Source organism: Streptomyces sp. NPDC102278 (assembly GCF_044766345.1).
Taxonomy (GTDB): Bacteria; Actinomycetota; Actinomycetes; order Streptomycetales; family Streptomycetaceae; genus Streptomyces.
Window position 1 is genome coordinate 686,949 of sequence record NZ_JBIWLV010000002.1, and the last position, 18,079, is coordinate 705,027.

The 18,079-nt window shown below is 72.2% G+C and carries 19 protein-coding genes; 11 read left to right on the forward strand and 8 right to left on the reverse strand.

Annotated features, from left to right (window positions below; all coding sequences use genetic code 11):
• Window positions 1–67: 67 nt before the first annotated feature.
• The 4 genes from ACIRO3_RS07920 to ACIRO3_RS07935 all read right to left on the reverse strand — a co-directional run bounded on the left by ACIRO3_RS07920 (window position 68) and on the right by ACIRO3_RS07935 (window position 4,750).
• Window positions 68–1,162: a threonine aldolase family protein gene (locus ACIRO3_RS07920; RefSeq protein WP_404133686.1), complete on the reverse strand. Its 1,095-nt coding sequence runs from the start codon at window positions 1,160–1,162 to the stop codon at window positions 68–70.
• Complete coding sequence (locus tag ACIRO3_RS07925; protein ID WP_361776604.1) at window positions 1,141–1,911, reverse strand: SDR family NAD(P)-dependent oxidoreductase; 771 nt, start codon at window positions 1,909–1,911, stop codon at window positions 1,141–1,143. The genes ACIRO3_RS07920 and ACIRO3_RS07925 overlap by 22 nt, the downstream gene beginning before the upstream one ends.
• Before the next feature lie 26 nt (window positions 1,912–1,937).
• Window positions 1,938–3,344, reverse strand: a complete 1,407-nt coding sequence (locus tag ACIRO3_RS07930) for a DUF6421 family protein (RefSeq protein ID WP_361776607.1) — start codon at window positions 3,342–3,344, stop codon at window positions 1,938–1,940.
• A gap of 278 nt (window positions 3,345–3,622) precedes the next feature.
• A complete protein-coding gene (locus ACIRO3_RS07935) occupies window positions 3,623–4,750 on the reverse strand; it encodes an LLM class flavin-dependent oxidoreductase (RefSeq protein WP_361776610.1) in 1,128 nt (375 codons plus the stop codon).
• A 49-nt stretch (window positions 4,751–4,799) separates the two neighbouring features.
• Here ACIRO3_RS07935 and ACIRO3_RS07940 point away from each other — a divergent pair, with 49 nt between their 5' ends.
• A complete protein-coding gene (locus ACIRO3_RS07940) occupies window positions 4,800–5,411 on the forward strand; it encodes a PadR family transcriptional regulator (protein ID WP_404133690.1) in 612 nt (203 codons plus the stop codon).
• A gap of 238 nt (window positions 5,412–5,649) precedes the next feature.
• Window positions 5,650–6,342, forward strand: coding sequence for a glycerophosphodiester phosphodiesterase (locus tag ACIRO3_RS07945; protein WP_404133692.1), 693 nt, complete (start codon window positions 5,650–5,652; stop codon window positions 6,340–6,342).
• Between the two features lie 21 nt (window positions 6,343–6,363).
• On the opposite strand, the gene ACIRO3_RS07950 is transcribed toward ACIRO3_RS07945, so the two are convergent.
• Window positions 6,364–6,903 (reverse strand): GNAT family N-acetyltransferase, encoded by a 540-nt coding sequence (locus ACIRO3_RS07950; protein WP_404133695.1) that lies wholly within the window; start codon window positions 6,901–6,903, stop codon window positions 6,364–6,366.
• 146 nt (window positions 6,904–7,049) lie between these two features.
• Here ACIRO3_RS07950 and ACIRO3_RS07955 point away from each other — a divergent pair, with 146 nt between their 5' ends.
• The 6 genes from ACIRO3_RS07955 to ACIRO3_RS07980 all read left to right on the forward strand — a co-directional run bounded on the left by ACIRO3_RS07955 (window position 7,050) and on the right by ACIRO3_RS07980 (window position 11,477).
• Window positions 7,050–7,625 carry a DUF5134 domain-containing protein gene (locus ACIRO3_RS07955; protein WP_404133698.1) on the forward strand — a complete coding sequence of 192 codons (576 nt, stop codon included), beginning with the start codon at window positions 7,050–7,052 and terminating at the stop codon, window positions 7,623–7,625.
• Window positions 7,626–7,713: 88 nt separating this feature from the next.
• On the forward strand, window positions 7,714–8,652 hold the full coding sequence (locus tag ACIRO3_RS07960) for a M56 family metallopeptidase (RefSeq protein WP_404133701.1): 939 nt from the start codon (window positions 7,714–7,716) through the stop codon (window positions 8,650–8,652).
• Between the two features lie 33 nt (window positions 8,653–8,685).
• Window positions 8,686–9,348, forward strand: a complete 663-nt coding sequence (locus ACIRO3_RS07965) for a phosphatase PAP2 family protein (RefSeq protein ID WP_404133704.1) — start codon at window positions 8,686–8,688, stop codon at window positions 9,346–9,348.
• 2 nt (window positions 9,349–9,350) lie between these two features.
• On the forward strand, window positions 9,351–9,791 hold the full coding sequence (locus ACIRO3_RS07970) for a hypothetical protein (protein ID WP_404133707.1): 441 nt from the start codon (window positions 9,351–9,353) through the stop codon (window positions 9,789–9,791).
• Between the two features lie 129 nt (window positions 9,792–9,920).
• The gene (locus ACIRO3_RS07975) at window positions 9,921–10,730 is read left to right on the forward strand and encodes a hypothetical protein (RefSeq protein ID WP_404133709.1); all 810 of its coding nucleotides are present in this window, start codon (window positions 9,921–9,923) and stop codon (window positions 10,728–10,730) included.
• A gap of 117 nt (window positions 10,731–10,847) precedes the next feature.
• On the forward strand, window positions 10,848–11,477 hold the full coding sequence (locus ACIRO3_RS07980; protein ID WP_361776637.1) for a helix-turn-helix domain-containing protein: 630 nt from the start codon (window positions 10,848–10,850) through the stop codon (window positions 11,475–11,477).
• Between the two features lie 21 nt (window positions 11,478–11,498).
• On the opposite strand, the gene ACIRO3_RS07985 is transcribed toward ACIRO3_RS07980, so the two are convergent.
• On the reverse strand, window positions 11,499–12,983 hold the full coding sequence (locus ACIRO3_RS07985) for an LVIVD repeat-containing protein (protein WP_404133712.1): 1,485 nt from the start codon (window positions 12,981–12,983) through the stop codon (window positions 11,499–11,501).
• 76 nt (window positions 12,984–13,059) lie between these two features.
• On the opposite strand from ACIRO3_RS07985, the gene ACIRO3_RS07990 reads away from it, so the two are divergent.
• Together ACIRO3_RS07990 and ACIRO3_RS07995 are read left to right on the forward strand one after the other, a co-directional pair.
• Window positions 13,060–13,713 (forward strand): DUF305 domain-containing protein, encoded by a 654-nt coding sequence (locus tag ACIRO3_RS07990; RefSeq protein WP_404133714.1) that lies wholly within the window; start codon window positions 13,060–13,062, stop codon window positions 13,711–13,713.
• Window positions 13,714–13,765: 52 nt separating this feature from the next.
• Window positions 13,766–15,142, forward strand: coding sequence for an FAD-dependent oxidoreductase (locus ACIRO3_RS07995; protein WP_404133717.1), 1,377 nt, complete (start codon window positions 13,766–13,768; stop codon window positions 15,140–15,142).
• Here the strand turns inward: ACIRO3_RS07995 and ACIRO3_RS08000 are convergent.
• Together ACIRO3_RS08000 and ACIRO3_RS08005 are read right to left on the reverse strand one after the other, a co-directional pair.
• Complete coding sequence (locus ACIRO3_RS08000; protein ID WP_361776649.1) at window positions 15,132–15,503, reverse strand: helix-turn-helix domain-containing protein; 372 nt, start codon at window positions 15,501–15,503, stop codon at window positions 15,132–15,134. The genes ACIRO3_RS07995 and ACIRO3_RS08000 overlap by 11 nt on opposite strands.
• Before the next feature lie 157 nt (window positions 15,504–15,660).
• Window positions 15,661–16,761 carry an NADH:flavin oxidoreductase/NADH oxidase gene (locus ACIRO3_RS08005; protein WP_404133720.1) on the reverse strand — a complete coding sequence of 367 codons (1,101 nt, stop codon included), beginning with the start codon at window positions 16,759–16,761 and terminating at the stop codon, window positions 15,661–15,663.
• A 227-nt stretch (window positions 16,762–16,988) separates the two neighbouring features.
• On the opposite strand from ACIRO3_RS08005, the gene ACIRO3_RS08010 reads away from it, so the two are divergent.
• A complete protein-coding gene (locus ACIRO3_RS08010) occupies window positions 16,989–18,077 on the forward strand; it encodes a WD40/YVTN/BNR-like repeat-containing protein (RefSeq protein WP_404133723.1) in 1,089 nt (362 codons plus the stop codon).
• Window positions 18,078–18,079: the final 2 nt, after the last annotated feature.

Here is an 18,079-nt window from a genome sequence, read left to right on the forward strand (position 1 = left end):
CGATCCAGGAGCATACCTATGCACGCTTCGGCATTCCTATCGAATTATGGGCGGTCGAGCGGCGGCCCTACCGGGCCAGCTCTTCCTTCAACGCCTGGAGGAAGGCGTCGACGTCCTCCTCCTGGGTGTCGTAGCTGCACATCCAGCGCACGTCACCGGCGATCTCGTCCCAGAAGTAGAAGCGGAACCGCTCTTGGAGCCGGCGCGTCACCGCGTGCGGCAGTCGTGCGAAGACCGCGTTGGCCTGCACCGGGTAGAGGATCTCGACGCCGTCGGTCTCCCGGACGCCGGCAGCCAGCCGGCGCGCCATCGCGTTGGCGTGCCGCGCGTTGCGCAGCCACAGGTCCTTGGCGAGCAGGGCCTCCAACTGCACCGACACGAAGCGCATCTTGGACGCGAGTTGCATCGACATCTTGCGGATGTGCTTCATCTGCCGGACCGCGTCGGGGTTCAGCACCACGACCGCCTCGCCGAACATCATGCCGTTCTTGGTCCCGCCGTACGACAGGACGTCCACGCCGACGGCGTTGGTGAAGGCGCGCATCGGCACGTCGAGCGCGGCGGCGGCGTTCGCTATCCGCGCGCCGTCGAGGTGCACCTTCATGCCCATGCCGTGGGCGTGCTCGCAGATGGCCCGGATCTCGTCGACCGTGTAGACGGTGCCGAGCTCCGTGTTCTGGGTGATCGACACGACCTGCGGCATCGCGCGGTGCTCGTCCTCCCAGCCCCAGGCCTGCCGGTCGATCAGCTCGGGGGTGAGCTTGCCGTCCGGAGTGGGGACGGTGAGCAGCTTGAGCCCGGCCATCCGCTCGGGCGCGCCGCCCTCGTCCACGTTGATGTGCGCCGACTCGGCGCAGACCACCGCGCCCCAGCGGTCCGTCAGGGCCTGGAGGGCCGTGACGTTCGCACCGGTGCCGTTGAAGACCGGGTAGGCCTGCGCGTACGGGCCGAAGTGGCTGCGGAAGATCTTCTGCAGGTGTTCGGTGTACTCGTCGTCGCCGTAGGAGACCTGGTGGCCCCCGTTGGCCAACGCGATGGCCTCCAGGATCTCCGGATGCACCCCCGCGTAGTTGTCGCTGGCGAATCCGCGCACCGCCGGATCGTGGTGGCGGTGCGCATCGGTCTTCCCGCTCGCGGTTCTCACGGTTGCGGAGTGAGCCACAGACGCTGTCCGTTCACATCGGGTGCGGGCCGCTCCCAGACGCCGGCGATGGCCTCGGCCAGCTCCTTGACGTCGGTGAAGCCCGCGAACTTCGCAGTGGGACGCTCGGCGCGCATCGCGTCGTGCACCAGTGCCTTGATGACCAGGATCGCAGCCGCGGCGTTCGGGCCGTCCTCGCCCCCCGCCTTGCGGAAGGAGTCCGCCATGGCGAGCGTCCAGGCCTCGGCCGCCGCCTTGCCCGCGTTGTACGCGGCGTTGTTGGCGACCGGCTTGTGCGCGCCGGACTGGCTGATCAGGACGTAGCGCCCGCGGTCGCTGCGCAGCAGGCCGTCGTGGAACGCGAGCGAAGTGTGCTGGACGGTGCGGATGAGGAGCTTCTCCAGGAAGGCCCAGTCCGTCAGGTCGGCGTCGGTGAAGGTCTTGCTGCCGCGCCAGCCTCCGACGAGGTGGACGAGGCCGTCCACCCGGCCGAACTCCTTCTCGGTGCGCTCGGCCCAGGCCTTGGTGGCCTCCAGGTCGAGCAGGTCGACGGTGTCGCCGACGACGGTGGCGCCGCCGTGGGCGTAGCGGGCCGCGTCCACGGCCTCCGCGAGGCGCGTCGGGTCGGCGTCGGCCGCGACGACCACCGCGCCCGCCTCGGCGAGGCGGAGCAGGGCTGCCTGGCCGGCGGGCCCACCGGCCCCGGCCACCGCGATCACCGCTCCGTGCAGCTTCCCGTCACCGTTGCCGGTGTTACCGGAGCCGTTCATCTGTGCAGCCTCCTGTGGGCGAGGGCTCACGCGGCGGCCTGCTCGGCCGTCTCGGCGTTCAGGGCGGTGATGCCCTTCGTGGAGGCGATCACACCCTTGAGCTTTTTGGCGAGGGCCTCATAGAACATGCTCAGGGGAAACTCGTCCGCGAGCACGTCGTCGACGAGCTTGCGCGGCGGCAGGGTGAGGTCGAGGGCGTCGGGGCCCTTCGCCCACTTGGACCCCGGGTGCGGGGCGAGGTAGGTGGAGACCAGCTCGTATGCCTTGAACCAGTGGACGAGCTTCGGGCGGTCGATGCCGGCCCGGTAGAGGTCCTCGATCTCGGCGCAGAGCTGGTTGGTGACCTGCGGCGCGCGCATCCAGTCGATCTTCAGCTTGTTGTCCGTCCAGCGCACGACGTCGTGCTTGTGGAGGTACGCGAAGAGCAGCTGGCCGCCGAGGCCGTCGTAGTTGCGGTTGCGGTCGCCGGAGACCGGGAAGCGGAACATCCGGTCGAAGAGGACGGCGTACTGCACGTCACGGCCGTGCTCGTTGCCCTCGGACTCCAGCTTCACCGCCTCCTTGAAGGCGGTGAGGTCGCAGCGCAGCTCTTCCAGGCCGTACATCCAGAACGGCTGGCGCTGCTTGATCATGAAGGGGTCGAAGGGCAGGTCGCCGTGGCTGTGGGTGCGGTCGTGGACCATGTCCCACAGCACGAAGGCCTTCTCGCAGCGGTGCTGGTCCTCGACCATGGCGGCGATGTCCTCGGGCAGCTCGATGCCCAGGATGTCCACGGCGGCCTCGGTGACCCGGCGGTAGCGCGCGGCCTCGCGGTCGCAGAAGATGCCGCCCCAGGTGAAGCGCTCGGGGGCCTCGCGCACGGCGATGGTCTCCGGGAAGAGCACGGCGGAGTGGGTGTCGTAACCCGGGGTGAAGTCCTCGAAGGTGATGCCGAGGAAGAGCGGGTTGTCGTACCGGGTGCGCTCCAGCTCGGCGAGCCACTCGGGCCACACCATCTTCAGCACGACGGCCTCGAAGTTGCGGTCCGGGTTGCCGTTCTGCGTGTACATGGGGAAGACCACGAGGTGCTGGAGGCCGTCCGCGCGCCCGGAGGCGGGGTGGAAGGCCAGCAGGGAGTCGAGGAAGTCCGGCACGCGGAAGTCGTCCGCGACCCACTTGCGCAGGTCCGCGACGAGCGCGGCGTGGTACTCGGTGGCGTGCGGCAGCAGCGGGGACAGCGCGAGCACGGCGTCCGCGACGCGCTCCACGACGGCCTCGACCTCGACGCGGGCGGGGGCTCCCTCGGCTTCGAAGTCGATCGAGCCGTCGGTCGACTGCCAGGGGCGGATCTCCTCCACGGCGGCCTTGAGCGCGAGCCACGCGGGCTGGTCCACTACCCGCGTTTCCGCGGTTGTCACGGCACCGCCGACGCCCGGCACAAGAGTTTCCGTCATGTCACTTCCTCCACAGGAGAACCTCACGTCAAGACAGCGTATGCATGTGAGGCTCTCCCACTCAAGAGAGAAGTCGGGAAATTATCCTGCCTCACCCCCCGCTTCACCGAAATTCTTCCCGTCCTTCTCGGTGGAGGCCGCGCCTCCGGTATTCCGTCGCGGCACCTCGCGGACCTGCGGGAACGCCCCCGGGACCGCTTCGGGCCCGGCGGCCGCGCCCGCCGGGAAAGCCGTTGACCGGGGAAACCGGGCCCGTTCCCGGCCCTCCGTGATCCTGCTCACTCCCGGCAGTCGCGAAAGTGCGGGATGACGTGCTCGCCCCACTGACGCAGCGTCTCCATGCAGGCCTCCTGCGGCACCGTGCCCATCTGGACCAGGCACATCACCTCGTCCGCGCCGGCCGCCCGGAGGCGTTCCACATGGGCGATGGCGTCTTCGGCGCTCCCGTAGGCGTGGTCGGCGTTGAAGGTGGCCGTCGCGGTGGGCCGCACCGGGATGTCCTGCTCGTGCAGCCGGGCCACGACCTGCTCTGCGGCCCTGCGCATCTGCGCCGGCTCGTCGGCGCCCGCCACCACCGCCTCGTCCGGGACGCCTGCCCCGCCGTACCAATGGCCGATCGACTGGGCGAAGAAGCGCTGCCCGCGCACACCGATCCGGCGGGCCTCGGCCGGGTCGTCGAGCACGATCGTCGGACAGAGCACCGAGAAGTGGTCGTTGACCGCGCTCGACACGAAGCGCGCCCCGTCCCGCCCGGCGATCGCCCCGTCGTACACGGCCCGCATCCGCGCGATCGACTCCGGCCCGGCGAAGCCCATCACCAGCGCCCCGACGCCCAGCTCGGCGGCCCGTACGAGGGTCTCGGCGCGGCTGCACGCCAGGAAGAGCGGTGGGTGCGGGGTCTGGGCCGGGCGGGGCAGGATCGGGTGCGGGCCGATGTCGAGCAGTTCGCCGTGGTACTCCAACTCCTCCTCCTGCCAGGCCCTGCCGATGATCCGCAGCGCCTCCTCCACCTCGGCGGTGGTCCGGTCCTTGTCCACCCCGCACAGGGAGGTCTCCTGCGCGGTGCCGCCCCGCCCGGCACCCAGGTCGAGCCGCCCGCCGGACAACAGGTCGAGCATGGCGGCGCGCTCGGCGACCCGGACCGGGTGGTTGAAGTTGAAGGGCATGCACACGACGCCGTGCCCGATGCGTATGGTGTCCGTCCGGGCCGCGACCCAGGTGAGGAAGATCTCCGGGGCGGACATGTGCGCGTACCACTTCAACGAGTGGTGCTCGACGGCCCAGATCCGGTCGAATCCCATGCGTTCGGCGCATACGGCCTGCTCGACGCAGTCGCGGATGACCTGGTGTTCCCGTTCCGCGGTCGGGTCGGCCAGCTGAGCTTCGAAGATCACGGAGAATTTCACGATGCCTCCAGAGTTGCGTCCCGTGCCCGGCCTTGCTTCGATTCGGAATATGACTAGTAGTCAGAGGCTGGAGAAGCAAGACCTCCCGCAGGCCCTTCCGCCGACCGCGTGGGCGGTTCTCGGTCTGCTGTCCTTCCCCGGGGAGCGCACGGGCTACGAGCTGAAGAAGTGGGCGGACTCCTCCCTGCGCTTCTTCTACTGGTCGCCGGCCATCAGCCAGATCTACGCCGAGCTGCGCCGCCTGGAGGAACTGGGGTACGCGGCCTCCGTCCGATCCGGCCCCGAGGAGGTACGGACCAAACGGCGCTACGCGATCACCGACGCCGGACGCGCGGCCCTGGCCGGGTGGGCCTCGGACACCGCCGAGGCGGGGCCCCCGATCCTCAAGCACGGACTGCTGCTGCGGATCTGGCTCGGACACCTGGCCGAACCGGCGCTCCTGCGGGCGATGGTGGAGGACCACCTCGAACGGACCCGGGGCGAACTGGCGGCCGTCCGGGAGGCCATGGAGCACGCCGCCGGGGTGGGCGAGTGGGCCTTCCCCACGCTCGCGCTGCGCTGGAGCGAGCGACAGCACCTGGCCGAGCTGGAGCTGGCCGACGCCCTGCTCGCCGACTTGGCCGAGGTCGAGGCGGCCGGCGGGGCCGGCGCCGGCGCCTGAGTCGCGGGTGCCCGCGGTACGTCCGTCAAGCCGATGGGGACGCGCCCACGCCCGGGTGACGCGACGACGGCCCGGCGGGCGGCGGGAACCCGGCGGCGAAAGGCCGGCGCGCTCCTCCGCGCCCCCGCACGGACGGTCTCATCGCACGCCCGGCGCACTAGCATGCGCCTCACCGCGCGCGGCCGGTCGGGACACCGCGACCGTGCGGGGAGCCGCCGTCGACGGAAGCGAGAGAACCTTGACTTTCCTCACCATCGGTCACCGCGGGGTCATGGGTGTCGAACCGGAGAACACGCTGCGGTCGTTCGCCCGCGCCCAGCGATCCGGCATGGACGTCATCGCCCTGGACGTGCGCCTGAGCAAGGACGGCGCCCTCGTCGTGCTCCACGACGAGGAGGTGGACCGCACCACCGACGGGGCGGGTCCCGTCGCCGATCTGACCCTGGCCGAACTGCGCGCGCTGGACGCCGGTCAGGGCGAGCGGGTGCCGGTCCTGGACGAGGTGTCGGACGCGCTGGAGGTACCGCTCCAGGTCCGCGTCCAGGATCCGGCCACCGCCGAGGCGCTCGCCCGGTGGATCCTGCGCTGCGACCTGACCTCCCGGGTCGAGGTCGCCTCGTTCGACGACGAGGTGCTCGCGGAGGTCACCCGGCTGGTGCCGGGCGTGCGCGGCTGCCTCTACGCCGACCGGCACGAGGAGCAGCGCGGGGTCGTCGAGGACCGGGCGGTGGCCGCGCGAGCCGAGACCGTCGCCCTGGACATCCACCGGCTCAACCTGGCGAGCGTGGAGTCGCTCCACGCGGCGGGACTGCGGGTCACCGGTTGGACCGTCAACACCCTGGATCACCTGCGGTTGGCGCGGGCCCTCCAGCTGGACGGCGTGATCACGGACTTCCCGGAGATCCGCAGCACGGGCCGCTTCACCGCCTGACCGCCCGCGGCGGCCACCGCACTAGAGGGACTTGACCAGCAGCTCGAAGGCCAGGTCCGCGCGGCGCGGCTTGCCGAAGCGCTCGTCTCCGTACGGGAAGGGGCTCAGCTCGCCGGTGCGCGCGTAGCCGCGGCGCACGTAGTAGGCGATGAGCTCCTCCCGCACGTTGATCACCGTCATCCGCATCTCCTTGACGCCCCACTGCTCGCGGGCACGCCGCTCCGCCTCGGCCAGGATCTCCTTGCCGAGGCCGCCGCCCTGGAGGCCGGGGCGGACGGCGAACATCCCGAAGTACGCGTGGTCGCCCCGGTGCGCGAGGTGGCAGCAGGCGACGATCTCGCCCGCGCGTTCGACGACGAGGAGCACGCTGTCGGGGCCGCCGATGACCTGGCGGACGCCGTTCTCGTCGGTGCGCTGTCCGTCGAGGTGGTCCGCCTCGGTCGTCCAGCCGCCGCGGCTGGCGTCCCCCCGGTAGGCCGACTCGACGAGCGCCACCAGTTCCGGCACGTCGGCCTCGACGGCGCTGCGGTAACTCAGTTCGGTGGGGTGGGCGGTCGACATCGACGGCTCCGTTCTTCCTCAGGGCACATGCCGCGCCCGGCACGGTACGCAGAGCCTAACCCGGGTCGGCGTGCGGACCCGTGGACAGGGGCATCACTTCCGGTGACGCCGACGAACCGGGGGGTTCCGCCGTGCACGGATCCGCGATGTTCTCCATCTCCTCCCTCTTCTCCGCCTGGCTGCTCGTGCTGCTCTGCGCCGTGAGCGGCACCTACTGCCTGCTGCGCGCGCGCAGAGCCGGCCACGGGGGTCGGGGCCCGGCGGTGGGCGAGGCCGTGATGGGCATCGGGATGGCCGTGATGGCCGTGCCGGCGGGGACCGGGGCGTGGGGTGCGCGGATCCTGCTGGTCGCGTTCTGCGCCACCGCCGCGCACGCGCTGTGGCTGTTGCGCGACGGCGCCCACCACGCGCACCACCTGGTGGGCTCCCTGGCGATGGCCTACATGGCGTACCAGGGCCTGGCGATGACCGCCGGGCACGGGCACGGCCCGGCCGCCGCGGCCCGGGGGGTGCCGCTGGTGACCGGGGTCCTGCTCGTCTACTTCACGGCGTACGTCCTGCTCGGCGGGGCCCGGCTGATGGCCGGCGGGGGCGGCCGGCCCGTGCTGTCCGCGGCGGGCGGGCACCCCCTCGCGTCGGCCGTCGCGGGGACCGGCGAACTGACCCGGGCCTGCCGACTCGCCATGGGCATCGGCATGTTGGCGATGTTGCCGGTCATGTGAGGCGGGCGGGCCGCGCCAGACGTGTCCTGCGTCACCAATGCGCCGAGGCGATACCCGGGGGTGGTCCCGCGCTCATAGGCTGGCGACCATGATGGTCCCCGCCGCCCTTCTGCTGCTCGGCGCACTGACCGCTGTGCTCGCTCCCCGCCTGCTGGCCCGGGCCCGGTGGCCCGACCGTGAGCCGATCGTCGCGCTGTGGGTGTGGCAGTGCGTGGTGGGCGCGGTGCTCCTGTGCCTGGCGCTGTCGATGGTGTTGAGCGCGGCGGCCGCCTGGCCGGCGGTCCGGGGCCGGCTCTTCGCGTCCGCCCCGCACGGCGTGGCCGACGCCTACGCGCCGGGTACGACGGGCGGCCCCTGGGCCATCGGCACCGCGCTGGCCCTCGCGGGCGGCGGACTGTGGACGGGCGCGATGCTGACGCGCGAGGTGCTGCGGGCGCGGGCCCGGCGGCGCGTGGGAGCGGCCGCGCTGCGGGACAGGGCCCCGCTGCTGCCCGGCGAGGACCCCGCGGCGGCGCGGCTCGTCGTCCTGGAGGGGCCCCGCCCCGAGGCGTGGTGGCAGCCGGGGGCGGTACCGCGCCTGGTGGTCAGCACCGCGGCGCTGGGTCGACTCAAGGGCAGCCAGTTGGACGCGGTACTGGCGCACGAACAGGGCCACGTCGCGGCCCGGCACGACTGGTTGCTGCACTGCTCGCGGGCGCTCGCGCAGGGCTTCCCGCAGATCCCGGTGTTCGCGGCGTTCGAGGCCGAGATGCACCGGCTGGTGGAACTGGCCGCCGACGACGTGGCCTCGCGGCGCTTCGGGCGGCTCACGATCGCGCTCGCCCTCGTGGGACTCAACGAGGACCGCGGAGTCTTCGGCCCCTGCCCGACCCCGCAGGCCCACGTACCGCAGCGGGTGCGGCGCCTGCTGTCGGCCGCGCCCCGCCTGTCGCCGGTGCGCCGGTTGCGTCTGACGGCGCTCGCCACGCTGGCGCCGGCGGTGCCGCTGCTGGTGGCGTTCGTACCGGGGCTCAGCGCGCTGACGTAGGGCCGGGCCGCGCGCGGTGCGAGGATCACCCGTATGCGGAATGACCTCGTACGGATTGCCGGGACCTCCTGCACGCTGCTCGCCGCCGTTTTGACGGCGCTGGTGGTGAGACGGTGGGAACCGCTGATCTCCTACGACGAGGGGGTCGCCCGGGAACTGCACGCGCACGCCGTGACGCACCCCGGGGTCACCCACCTGACGCGGATCCTCTCCGACTGGGTCTGGGACCCCTGGACCATGCGCGCCTTGGCCGTGGCGGCCTGCCTCCTGCTGTGGTGGCGGGGCGATCGCAACCGCGCGCTGCGGGTCGCGGTCGCCGCCCTCGTCGCCTCGGCGGTGCAGCAGGGGTTGAAGGCGCTGGTGGGTCGGGAGCGACCGGAGTGGCCGGACCCGGTGGACTCGGCGCACTTCGCCGCGTATCCCTCCGGGCACGCGATGACGGCGACCGTCGTGTGCGGGACGCTGCTCTGGCTGTTGCCCGAGAAGTTCCCGCGGGCGATGGCGGCCGCCGCGTGGACCCTCGCCCTCGTCTCGGTGCTCGGGGTCGGCCTCACCCGGCTCTACCTCGGCGTCCACTGGTTCTCGGACGTGCTCGCCGGCTGGCTGCTGGGCGTGGCCCTGATCGCGCTCGTGACGCTGTGGCGGCCACGCTCCGGGCAACCCCCCGCGTCGCCCGCTTCGCCCGGAGAGCTGTGATCATGGACGTACCCTCGCGCGGCGCCTGGTCCCGCGCCGGAATCAGTCGTGACGGCGGACCGCTGCGGGAGACCGACACCGTCGTGTGGCTCCAGAGCGGTCGGTTCTACGCGGACAGTCGCGGTTTCGCCGGCACCACCTCGTACGACGGCGGGCAGGTCACCTTCCACCACGAGGTTGGCGTCCCGGGCCACGACGTGGGGACCCTGCGCCGGGAGGGGGCCGGCCTGGTGGAGACCGGCACCAACCTCGACGGCAGCACGTTCCTGGAGGTCTGGATCCCCCTGGGCGGCGGGTCGGGCGAGGGTGCGGGCGAGGCCAGTGAGGCGCGTGTGGACGGGTCGTGGTGCGCGGGCGGCACCCGGACGGTCCGGGTGGGTCCGCACGTCGCGCACGTGGACGGGGCCGGGGTCGGCGCGTACTTCCTGTTGCCCCGCGCCTGACCGGCCCGGCGCCCGTCCGGGCGGATCCGGCCCGCGTGCGCGCCGGCCGGCCTCCCCCGCGTCGAACGCGTCGGTCCGGCGTACGTTGGAACGTGAGGCAGGGTGCGGGCGGCAGGAAGGCCGGAGCCGATGGCAAGAGCAACCCATTCCCCCGTCGCCGGCAAGGTGTCCGGCATCCTGAACAGTCCCTTCGTCGGCATTTCCCCCTGGATCGCGTTCTCGCTGCTGGTGGGGCCGGGGCGGTTCGAGTGGGCGGTGGCGCTGGCCCTGGTCATCTCCCTGACGCTCGTCATCGGGGGCCGGCTGGTCAACCGCGGCTCCTCGTGGAAGCTCCTGGAACTGTCCGACCTGGTGTTCTTCGGGGTCCTGAGCATCGTGGGCCTCACGGCGAGCCAGGGGACCCTACGGTGGCTGGAAACGTACGCAGGCGAGGTCTCCAACATCGCCCTGGTGGTCATCGCGTTCGGCTCCATGGCCGTGCGGATGCCCTTCACGCTCCAGTACGCCCGTGAGCGCGTGGACCCCTCGCTCTGGAAGACGCCCGCCTTCCTGCGGACGAACTACGCGATCACCGGGGTCTGGGGTCTCGCCTTCCTGGTGGCCGCCATCGCCGGCGCCTTCGGCGACCTGGTCCTGCACAACCCGAACAACATCTGGACGGGCTGGATCATCCAGATCCTGGCCATCGTGGCGGCCCTGCGCTTCACCGACTGGTACCCCGACGTGGCGCGCGCACGGGCCCGCGGCCTGCCCGCACCGCCGGTCTCCAAGCTGCTGCTCCCGCTGGCCGGGCTGCTGATCCCGGTGGGGATCGCGGTGCTGGTCTTCGACGACACGTGGTGGCTCGGCGTGGCTCTGATCGTCGTCGGCGGTGGGGCCACCCGGCTGTTGCGGCGCCAGGAGGGGCCCGCCGTCGACGATCGCCAGGTACCCGACTGAATCGTTTCACCACACCGCCGGACCCAGTCTGCTCTGGGCGATCCCCCGCGTCGCCCAGAGCAGACGATCTCGTGCGCTGAGTATATTGGCTCGCAGCCAGTCAACGCAGGAGTAAGCATGTCCCCGCGCAGCGCATCGGTCAATGAAGAATTGCGCAGACGTTCCCGGGAGCGGCTGCTGCAAGCCACCGTCGAACTCGTCGCCGAGCGCGGCTACGAGGCCACGACCCTCGGGGACATCGCGGACCGCGCGGGCGCGGCCCGCGGCCTGGTCTCGTACTACTTCCCCGGCAAACGGCAGTTGCTCCAGTCCGCCGTGCACCGCCTGATGCACCTGACCCTGGAGGCGGCCCTGGAACGGGACCCTCCGACGCAGGACGGCCGCGAGCGGCTGGCCCGGGCGATCGACGCGATCCTGGGCCTGGCCCGGGACCGGCCGCGGCTGATGCGGACCCACATGGCGGGCATCCTCCAGGCGGAGGGTTTCGTCCAGTGCGTCGAGCAACAACGGCTCGCGGAGTTGCTGAGGGACACGGTCACCCGCTACGGGTCCGCGGACGTGGACACCGACTATCCGCTGCTGCGGGCCCTGCTGATGGGCGCGGTGGTGGCGGTGCTGTTGCCGGGAGCCCCGATGCCGGGGACCCGGCTTCGGGCCGAGCTGTTCCAGCGGTACGCGTTGGACTGGGAGATGGGCGATCCGCCGGACGGCGGGCCGCCCGGCGGATCGTTCCCCTCGGCACGGTGAGTGCCCCGGCGTCGAGCGGGGTCAGTGGTACTCGGGTTGGGTCTGGACGTTGAGGCCGTCCATCCGCACCCGCTTGGCGCTCTCGGTGCGCCAGTCGTCGATCCGCAGCACGTCGAGGCCCTTGACGATGTCGTTCGAGTAGATGTGTCCGTTGTAGTAGTACGCCGACCAGGAACCGCCGAGGCCGAGCGCGTCGGTGGTCAGGGGGCCGCGCTCGAAGTAGGCGATCTCCCTGGGCCGGGTGGAGTCGGTGAAGTCCCACACCGAGATCCCGCCCTGGTACCAGGCCTGCACCATGACGTCGCGACCGCCGCCGACCGGGATCAGCGAGCCGTTGTGGGCGACGCAGTTCTCGGTGTCGGCCTGGAGGCGCGGGATCTTGAAGTAGCTCTTGAAGACCAGCTTGCGCTGGTCCCCGCGCCCGGTGATGTCGTAGATCCCGTCCGCACCCCGGTCGGGGCCGGTGGTCGCGTTGCAGGTGGCGCCGCTGCCGCCGCCCAACTCGTCGGTGAACACGACCTTGTTCGCGCGTTCGTTGAAGGTCGCGGAGTGCCAGAACGCGAAGTTCACGTTGTCCTGCACCCGGTCGATGACCCGCGGCTGCTCGGGCTTGCTGATGTCGAAGAGGATGCCGTCGCCCATGCAGGCGCCGGCGGCGAGGTCCTTCGAGGGGAGCACGGTGATGTCGTGGCAGCCGGTGGTCTTGGAGACACCGGGGTTGGCGGGCGCTCCCGGGTTGCCGCCGTCCGGGAAGAGGACCGGGAAGGCGACGACCGAGGCCTTCGTCGGGGCCTTCTTCGGGACCTTGACGACGGAGATCCCGTCGTGCGGCGGCTTGCAGTCGGGGAAGGCCTCGCTCGGCGAGTACGAGGAGACGTACAGGTAGATGTCGCGGCCGCCCGGCACGAGGGTGTGGGTGTGCGAACCGCAGGCGGTCTCCACCGACTTGATGTACTTGGGGTTCTTCTTGTCCTTGATGTCGAAGATCTTGATGCCCTCCCACGAGGACTTCTCCGTCGCGGGTTGCGAGACGCTGTTGCAGGAGTCGTCGCTGCGCGAGGAGTCGGTGGAGAGGAACAGCAGGTCGCCGGAGACCGAGATGTCGTTCTGCCCGCCGGGGCACAGGACCGTGGTGACGGTCTTGGGTGCCTTGGGGTTGCCGATGTCGTAGATGGTGAAGCCGTCGTAGCTGCCCGCGTAGGCGTACTTCCCCTGGAAGGCCAGGTCCGAGTTGATGCCCTCGGGGTTGGCGCTGGGGATGTTCGCGAGGGGTTTGATGTTCCGGCTGTGCACGATCTCGTCCTGACCGGGGATCTCCCCGGGGGCGAGTTCGCGGCCTTGGGCGGGTGCGGCGTTCCGCGCGGATCCGACGCCGGGTAAGGCGTCGCCCGGGTCGGGGCTGGCGGCCGCCGGGGCGGCGGTGGCCAGGAGCGTGGAAAGGAGCCCGGCGGCCGCGATGGCCACTCCCAGACTCCTGCGTGGCGCTCTGACGGTGTGCGAGGTCACTGTGCCTCCCGTGGGGGCCCGTGCGTTCCGCCCTTCCTGGGAACGGAACCTGGACCCCGGCAGTATCGTCCTTTCCATGGACATGGCAAAAGCCTTACTCGGCCGAATCCTGCGAGCGGCTCTGGCCGCCGGGCTCCTGTTCACCCTCGCCGGCTGCCGGGGGGACGGGGCGGCGGACGACGCCCGTGACGACGCGCCGGTGGTCGTGGCCCCCGGCAGACCGGGCGAGAAGGCGCGGACCATCTCGCCGGAGCAGGCCGCGAGGGAACGCCCGGACGACAGCCCCAACGCCGCCGACCAGACGTACGTGCGCCACATGATCGAGCACCACGGGCAGGCCCTGACGATGAGCGCGCTCGCCCCGACCCGGGCCTCGGCCGAGGGGGTCAAACGGGTCGCGGAACGGATAGCCGCCGCACAGCGACCCGAGATCGGGGCCATGGAGAAGTGGCGGGCCCGGCACCCGGAGCCCACCGCCGGCGCCGGAACCCACGATCACGCGGCGATGCCGGGCATGGCCACGCGGGGACAACTCGCGGATCTCGCCGCGGCGCGGGGCGCGGACTTCGACCGGCTCTTCCTCACGTTGATGATCGCCCACCACGAGGGCGCCGTGAAGATGGCGGGCGAGGCGCTGGCCGGGGGCAACAACGTCGCGGTCGAGGAGATGGCGACCGAGGTGGTGGCCACCCAGAGCGCCGAGATCCACCGGATGCGCGCCATGGGCTGACGGCCGCGGGGCCCGGTGTCATGCTGGGACCACCTGCGGGAGGAGCTCCGCCGTGCTTCGTGTCGCCGTCGTCGGTTCGGGCCCGAGCGGGGTCTACGCCGCACAGACCCTGGTGCAGCAGCGTGAGGTGCCGGGCGTACGGGTCGACGTGCTGGACCGGCTGCCGGCGCCCTACGGGCTCGTGCGGTACGGCGTGGCCCCCGACCACGAGAAGATCAAGTCGCTGACCGGAAGCCTGCGGGCGGTGCTGGAGGACGAGCGGATCCGCTTCCTGGGCAACGTGGAGGTGGGCGGCCCGGCCCTGACCACCGAACGGCTGCTGGAGCTGTACCACGCGGTCGTGTACTGCGTCGGCGCCGCCCGGGACCGGCTGCTGGGGATCCCCGGCGAGGAACTGGCCGGGGTGCACTCCGCGACGGCCTTCGTGTCCTGGTACAGCGGGCATCCGGACGCCGCGGCCTTCGAGCTGGGCGGGGTGCGCTCGGCGGTGGTGATCGGCGCGGGCAACGTCGCGGTGGACGTGACCCGCATCCTGGCCCGGGGCGCGCCCGCGCTGACGGCGACCGACATGCCGCATCCGGCCCTGGGCGTCCTGGCGGGCAGCGGCCTGCGGGCGGTGTCGATGGTGGCCCGGCGCGGGCCCTCCCAAGGCCGGTTCACCACGAAGGAACTGCGCGAACTGGGCACCCTGCCGGGGGTCGCCGTGCGGGTGGATCCCGCCGAACTCGCCCTGGATCCGGCCTACCTCGACCCGGACGCGGCGGCCGCGCTGCCCGCTGCGGCCCGGCGGAACGTGGAGGTGCTGCGCGGCTGGGCCGAGGCGGACGGCGGGGCGGCCGAGGAGACGCAACGGAGCATCACCCTGCGCTTCCACCTGCGGCCGGCGATGGTGCTGGGCGGTCCGGGCGGGCGGGTCGCCGGCGTGCGGTTCGAGCGGACCACCCCGGACGGCGCGGGCGGGGTGAGCGGAACGGGCGTGTACGAGGACATCCCGGCGGAGCTGGTCCTGCGGTCGGTGGGGTACCGGGGCGTGCCCCTGCCCGGCCTGCCGTTCGACGCGGCGCGGGGCACGATCCCGCACGCGGCGGGTCGGGTGCTGCGCGCGGGCCGCGCCTCGGTCGGGGAGTACGTGGCGGGCTGGATCAAGCGCGGTCCGACCGGGGTGATCGGCACCAACCGGCCGTGCGCCAAGGAGACGGCCTCCTCCTTGCTCCAGGACGCGGGGGCGCTGGCCCGGCGCGAGCTTCCGGGCGACCCGCTGGACGCCCTGCGGGCGGCGGGCCTGCGGCCCGTGGAGTGGCCGGGCTGGCTGGCCATCGAGGTCGCGGAGGCCGACCTGGGCCGCTCGCTGGGACGCCGCTCGGTCAAGATCCCGGACTGGCCGGGTCTGCTGGGCGCGGCGGGATCCCCCTCGTCCCCTACGCCGTGACGGGAGGCGCCGCCGGCGCGGCGAGGCGGGCCTCCTGCGCGGTCGCCGCCCGCAGGATCCGCTCCAGCAGGCCGGGGAAGAGGGCCTCCAGGTCGGCGGCGCGCAGGCCGTTGAGCTTGGTGGTGCCCGCGTAGGTCTGACGTACGACGCCGCTCTCGCGCAGCACCCGGAAGTGGTGCGTGGTCGTCGATTTGGTGATCGGCAACGCGAAGTGCGAACAGGCCAGTTCGCTGTCCGAGGAGGCCAGGTCCCGGACGATGGACAGGCGCAGCGGGTCGGAGAGCGCGTGCAGCACGCCCTCCAGGCGGATCTCGGCGCGGTCGGGGTGGGCGAGTGCGCGGGTGGTCTCACGTTCCGCCATGTCCTGCTCCACTCGCTCGGGGTGACTCGTGCCGTCATGGCTCGCGCCGTCATTGTACGAGGGATGCCGTACGAGACGGCCCGCGCGGAGGGCCGTCTCCCGGCGGGGCCGTCTCCCGGGGGGATCGGCCCGGCGTGGGGGCCTGGGCCGACCCGGTTCACCAGGCCCGGTGGTACGGGGAGGGCGTGCGCGGCTCCCCGCCCAGCTCGGCCGCCGCGCGGCGGGCCCAGTACGGGTCGCGCAGCAGTTCCCGGCCGAGCAGGATGGCGTCGGCCTCCCCGTTGGCCAGGATCTTCTCGGCCTGGGCCGGCTCGGTGATCAGGCCGACGGCGGCGACGGGGAGCGCGGTCTCGGCCTTGACCCGGGCCGCGAAGGGCACCTGGAAGCCGGGGGCCGCCGGAATCTTGGCGTCCGGGGCGAGTCCGCCGGTGGAGACGTCGAGGAAGTCCACTCCGTGCTCCCGCAGCAGCGCGGCCAGTCGGACGGTGTCCTCGCCGGTCCAGCCGTCCTCCTCCAGCCAGTCGGTGGCGGAGATCCGGAAGAACACCGGAAGCTCCTCGGGCCACACGGCCCGTACGGCGTCCACGACCTCGAGGGCGAAGCGGGTGCGGTTCTCGAAGGAGCCGCCGTACTCGTCGGTGCGACGGTTGCTGCGCGGGGAGAGGAACTGCCCGATGAGGTAGCCGTGCGCGCCGTGGATCTCGACGATCTCGAAGCCGGCGTCCAGGGAGCGGCGGGCCGCGTCCGCGAACTGCGCGGTGATCTCCCGGATCTGGTCGACCGTCAGCTCGTGCGGGATCGGGTCGCCCTCGTGGAAGGGCAGCGCGCTCGGGGCGGAGGGCAGCCAGCCGTGCTGCTCGGGGCCGACCGACCGGCCGCCCATCCAGGGGCGCTCGGTGGACGACTTCCGGCCGGCGTGGGCGATCTGGATGCCGGGGACGGTGCCCTGCGACTTCAGGAAGGCGGTGATCGGGCGCAGCGCCTCGACCTGGGTGTCGTTCCAGATGCCGAGGTCGTACGGGGAGATGCGGCCCTCCGGCGAGATCGCGGTGGCCTCCTGGATGATCAGGCCGGTGCCGCCGACGGCGCGGGCGGCGTAGTGCGCGAAGTGCCACGGGCCGGCCGCACCCGCCCCGGGGCCGGTGGCCTCGGCGCTGTACTGGCACATCGGAGCCATCCACACGCGGTTCGGGATGGTCACCGAGCGGATCGTGCGGGGCTGGAAAAGGGCGGCAAACGCAGCGGGGGCAGCACTCATCGGGCTCTCCGGGTGTCAGCGGACGCGCGCCGGGCTCGGCGGCTAAGTACGAGGTTCACCGTACTACGATTTCTCCCGTACTACGAGACTTCTCGTACAACGGGGTCACGGAGCCCCAGGACCCGACCCGGGAACCTCGCGGTACGTCCTGCGAGCCGTTGTCGGCGCTCGGGTGCAGACTGGCCGAACGCTGTCGTGAGGGACAAAGAAGTCCGGAGGTGTCGGCCATGTCCGACGTTCTGCTGCTCGCGGGTACCCGCAAAGGGCTCTTCATCGGCCGACGGACGGACGACGGGCCCTGGCGGTTCGACGGGCCGCACTTCAACGCCCAGGCCGTGTCCGCGGTCGCGATCGACACCCGGGGCCCGGCGCCCCGTCTGCTGGTCGGCGGGGACAGCGCGCACTGGGGCCCGTCCGTCTTCAGCTCGGACGACCTGGGGGTGACCTGGCGGGAGCCCGCCGCGGCCGCCGTGCGGTTCCCCCGGGACACGGGCGCCTCGCTGGAACGCGTCTGGCAGTTGCACCCCGCGGGACCGGAGGCCCCCGACGTGGTCTACGCGGGCACCGAACCGGCCGCCCTGTTCCGCTCGACCGACCGGGGCGAGTCCTTCGAGCTGGTCCGACCGCTGTGGGAGCACCCCAGCCGCGGGAGTTGGGTGCCGGGTGGCGGCGGCGAGGGCCTGCACACCGTGATCACGCACCCCGGCGACCCGGACGCCGTGACCGTGGCGGTCTCCACCGCCGGGGTGTTCCGGACCAGGGACGGCGGGGCGAGCTGGGCGCCGTCGAACCACGGGGTCTCCGCGGTGTTCCTGCCGGACCCGAACCCGGAGTTCGGCCAGTGCGTCCACAAGATCGCCCAGGACGCCGGGAACACCGACCGGCTGTACCTCCAGAACCACTGGGGGGTCTACCGCAGCGACGACGCGGGCACGGACTGGACCGACATCGGCGCCGGACTGCCCTCCGACTTCGGTTTCGCGGTGGCCGCCCACCCGCACCGGCCGGACACCGCGTACGTCTTCCCCCTCAACGCCGACTCCGACCGCGTCCCGGCCGAACACCGCTGCCGGGTGTTCCGCACCCGGGACGCCGGGGCCCGCTGGGAGCCCCTGACACGGGGGTTGCCGGACGGGGACCACTACGGGACCGTCCTGCGGGACGCGCTCTGCACCGACGACGGGGACCCGGCGGGGATCTACTTCGGCAACCGCAACGGGGAGTTGTACGGGAGCCACGACGACGGGGACAGTTGGCGGCTCCTGGCCGAGCACCTGCCGGACGTGCTCTGCGTACGGGCCGCCGTCCTGCCGTGACG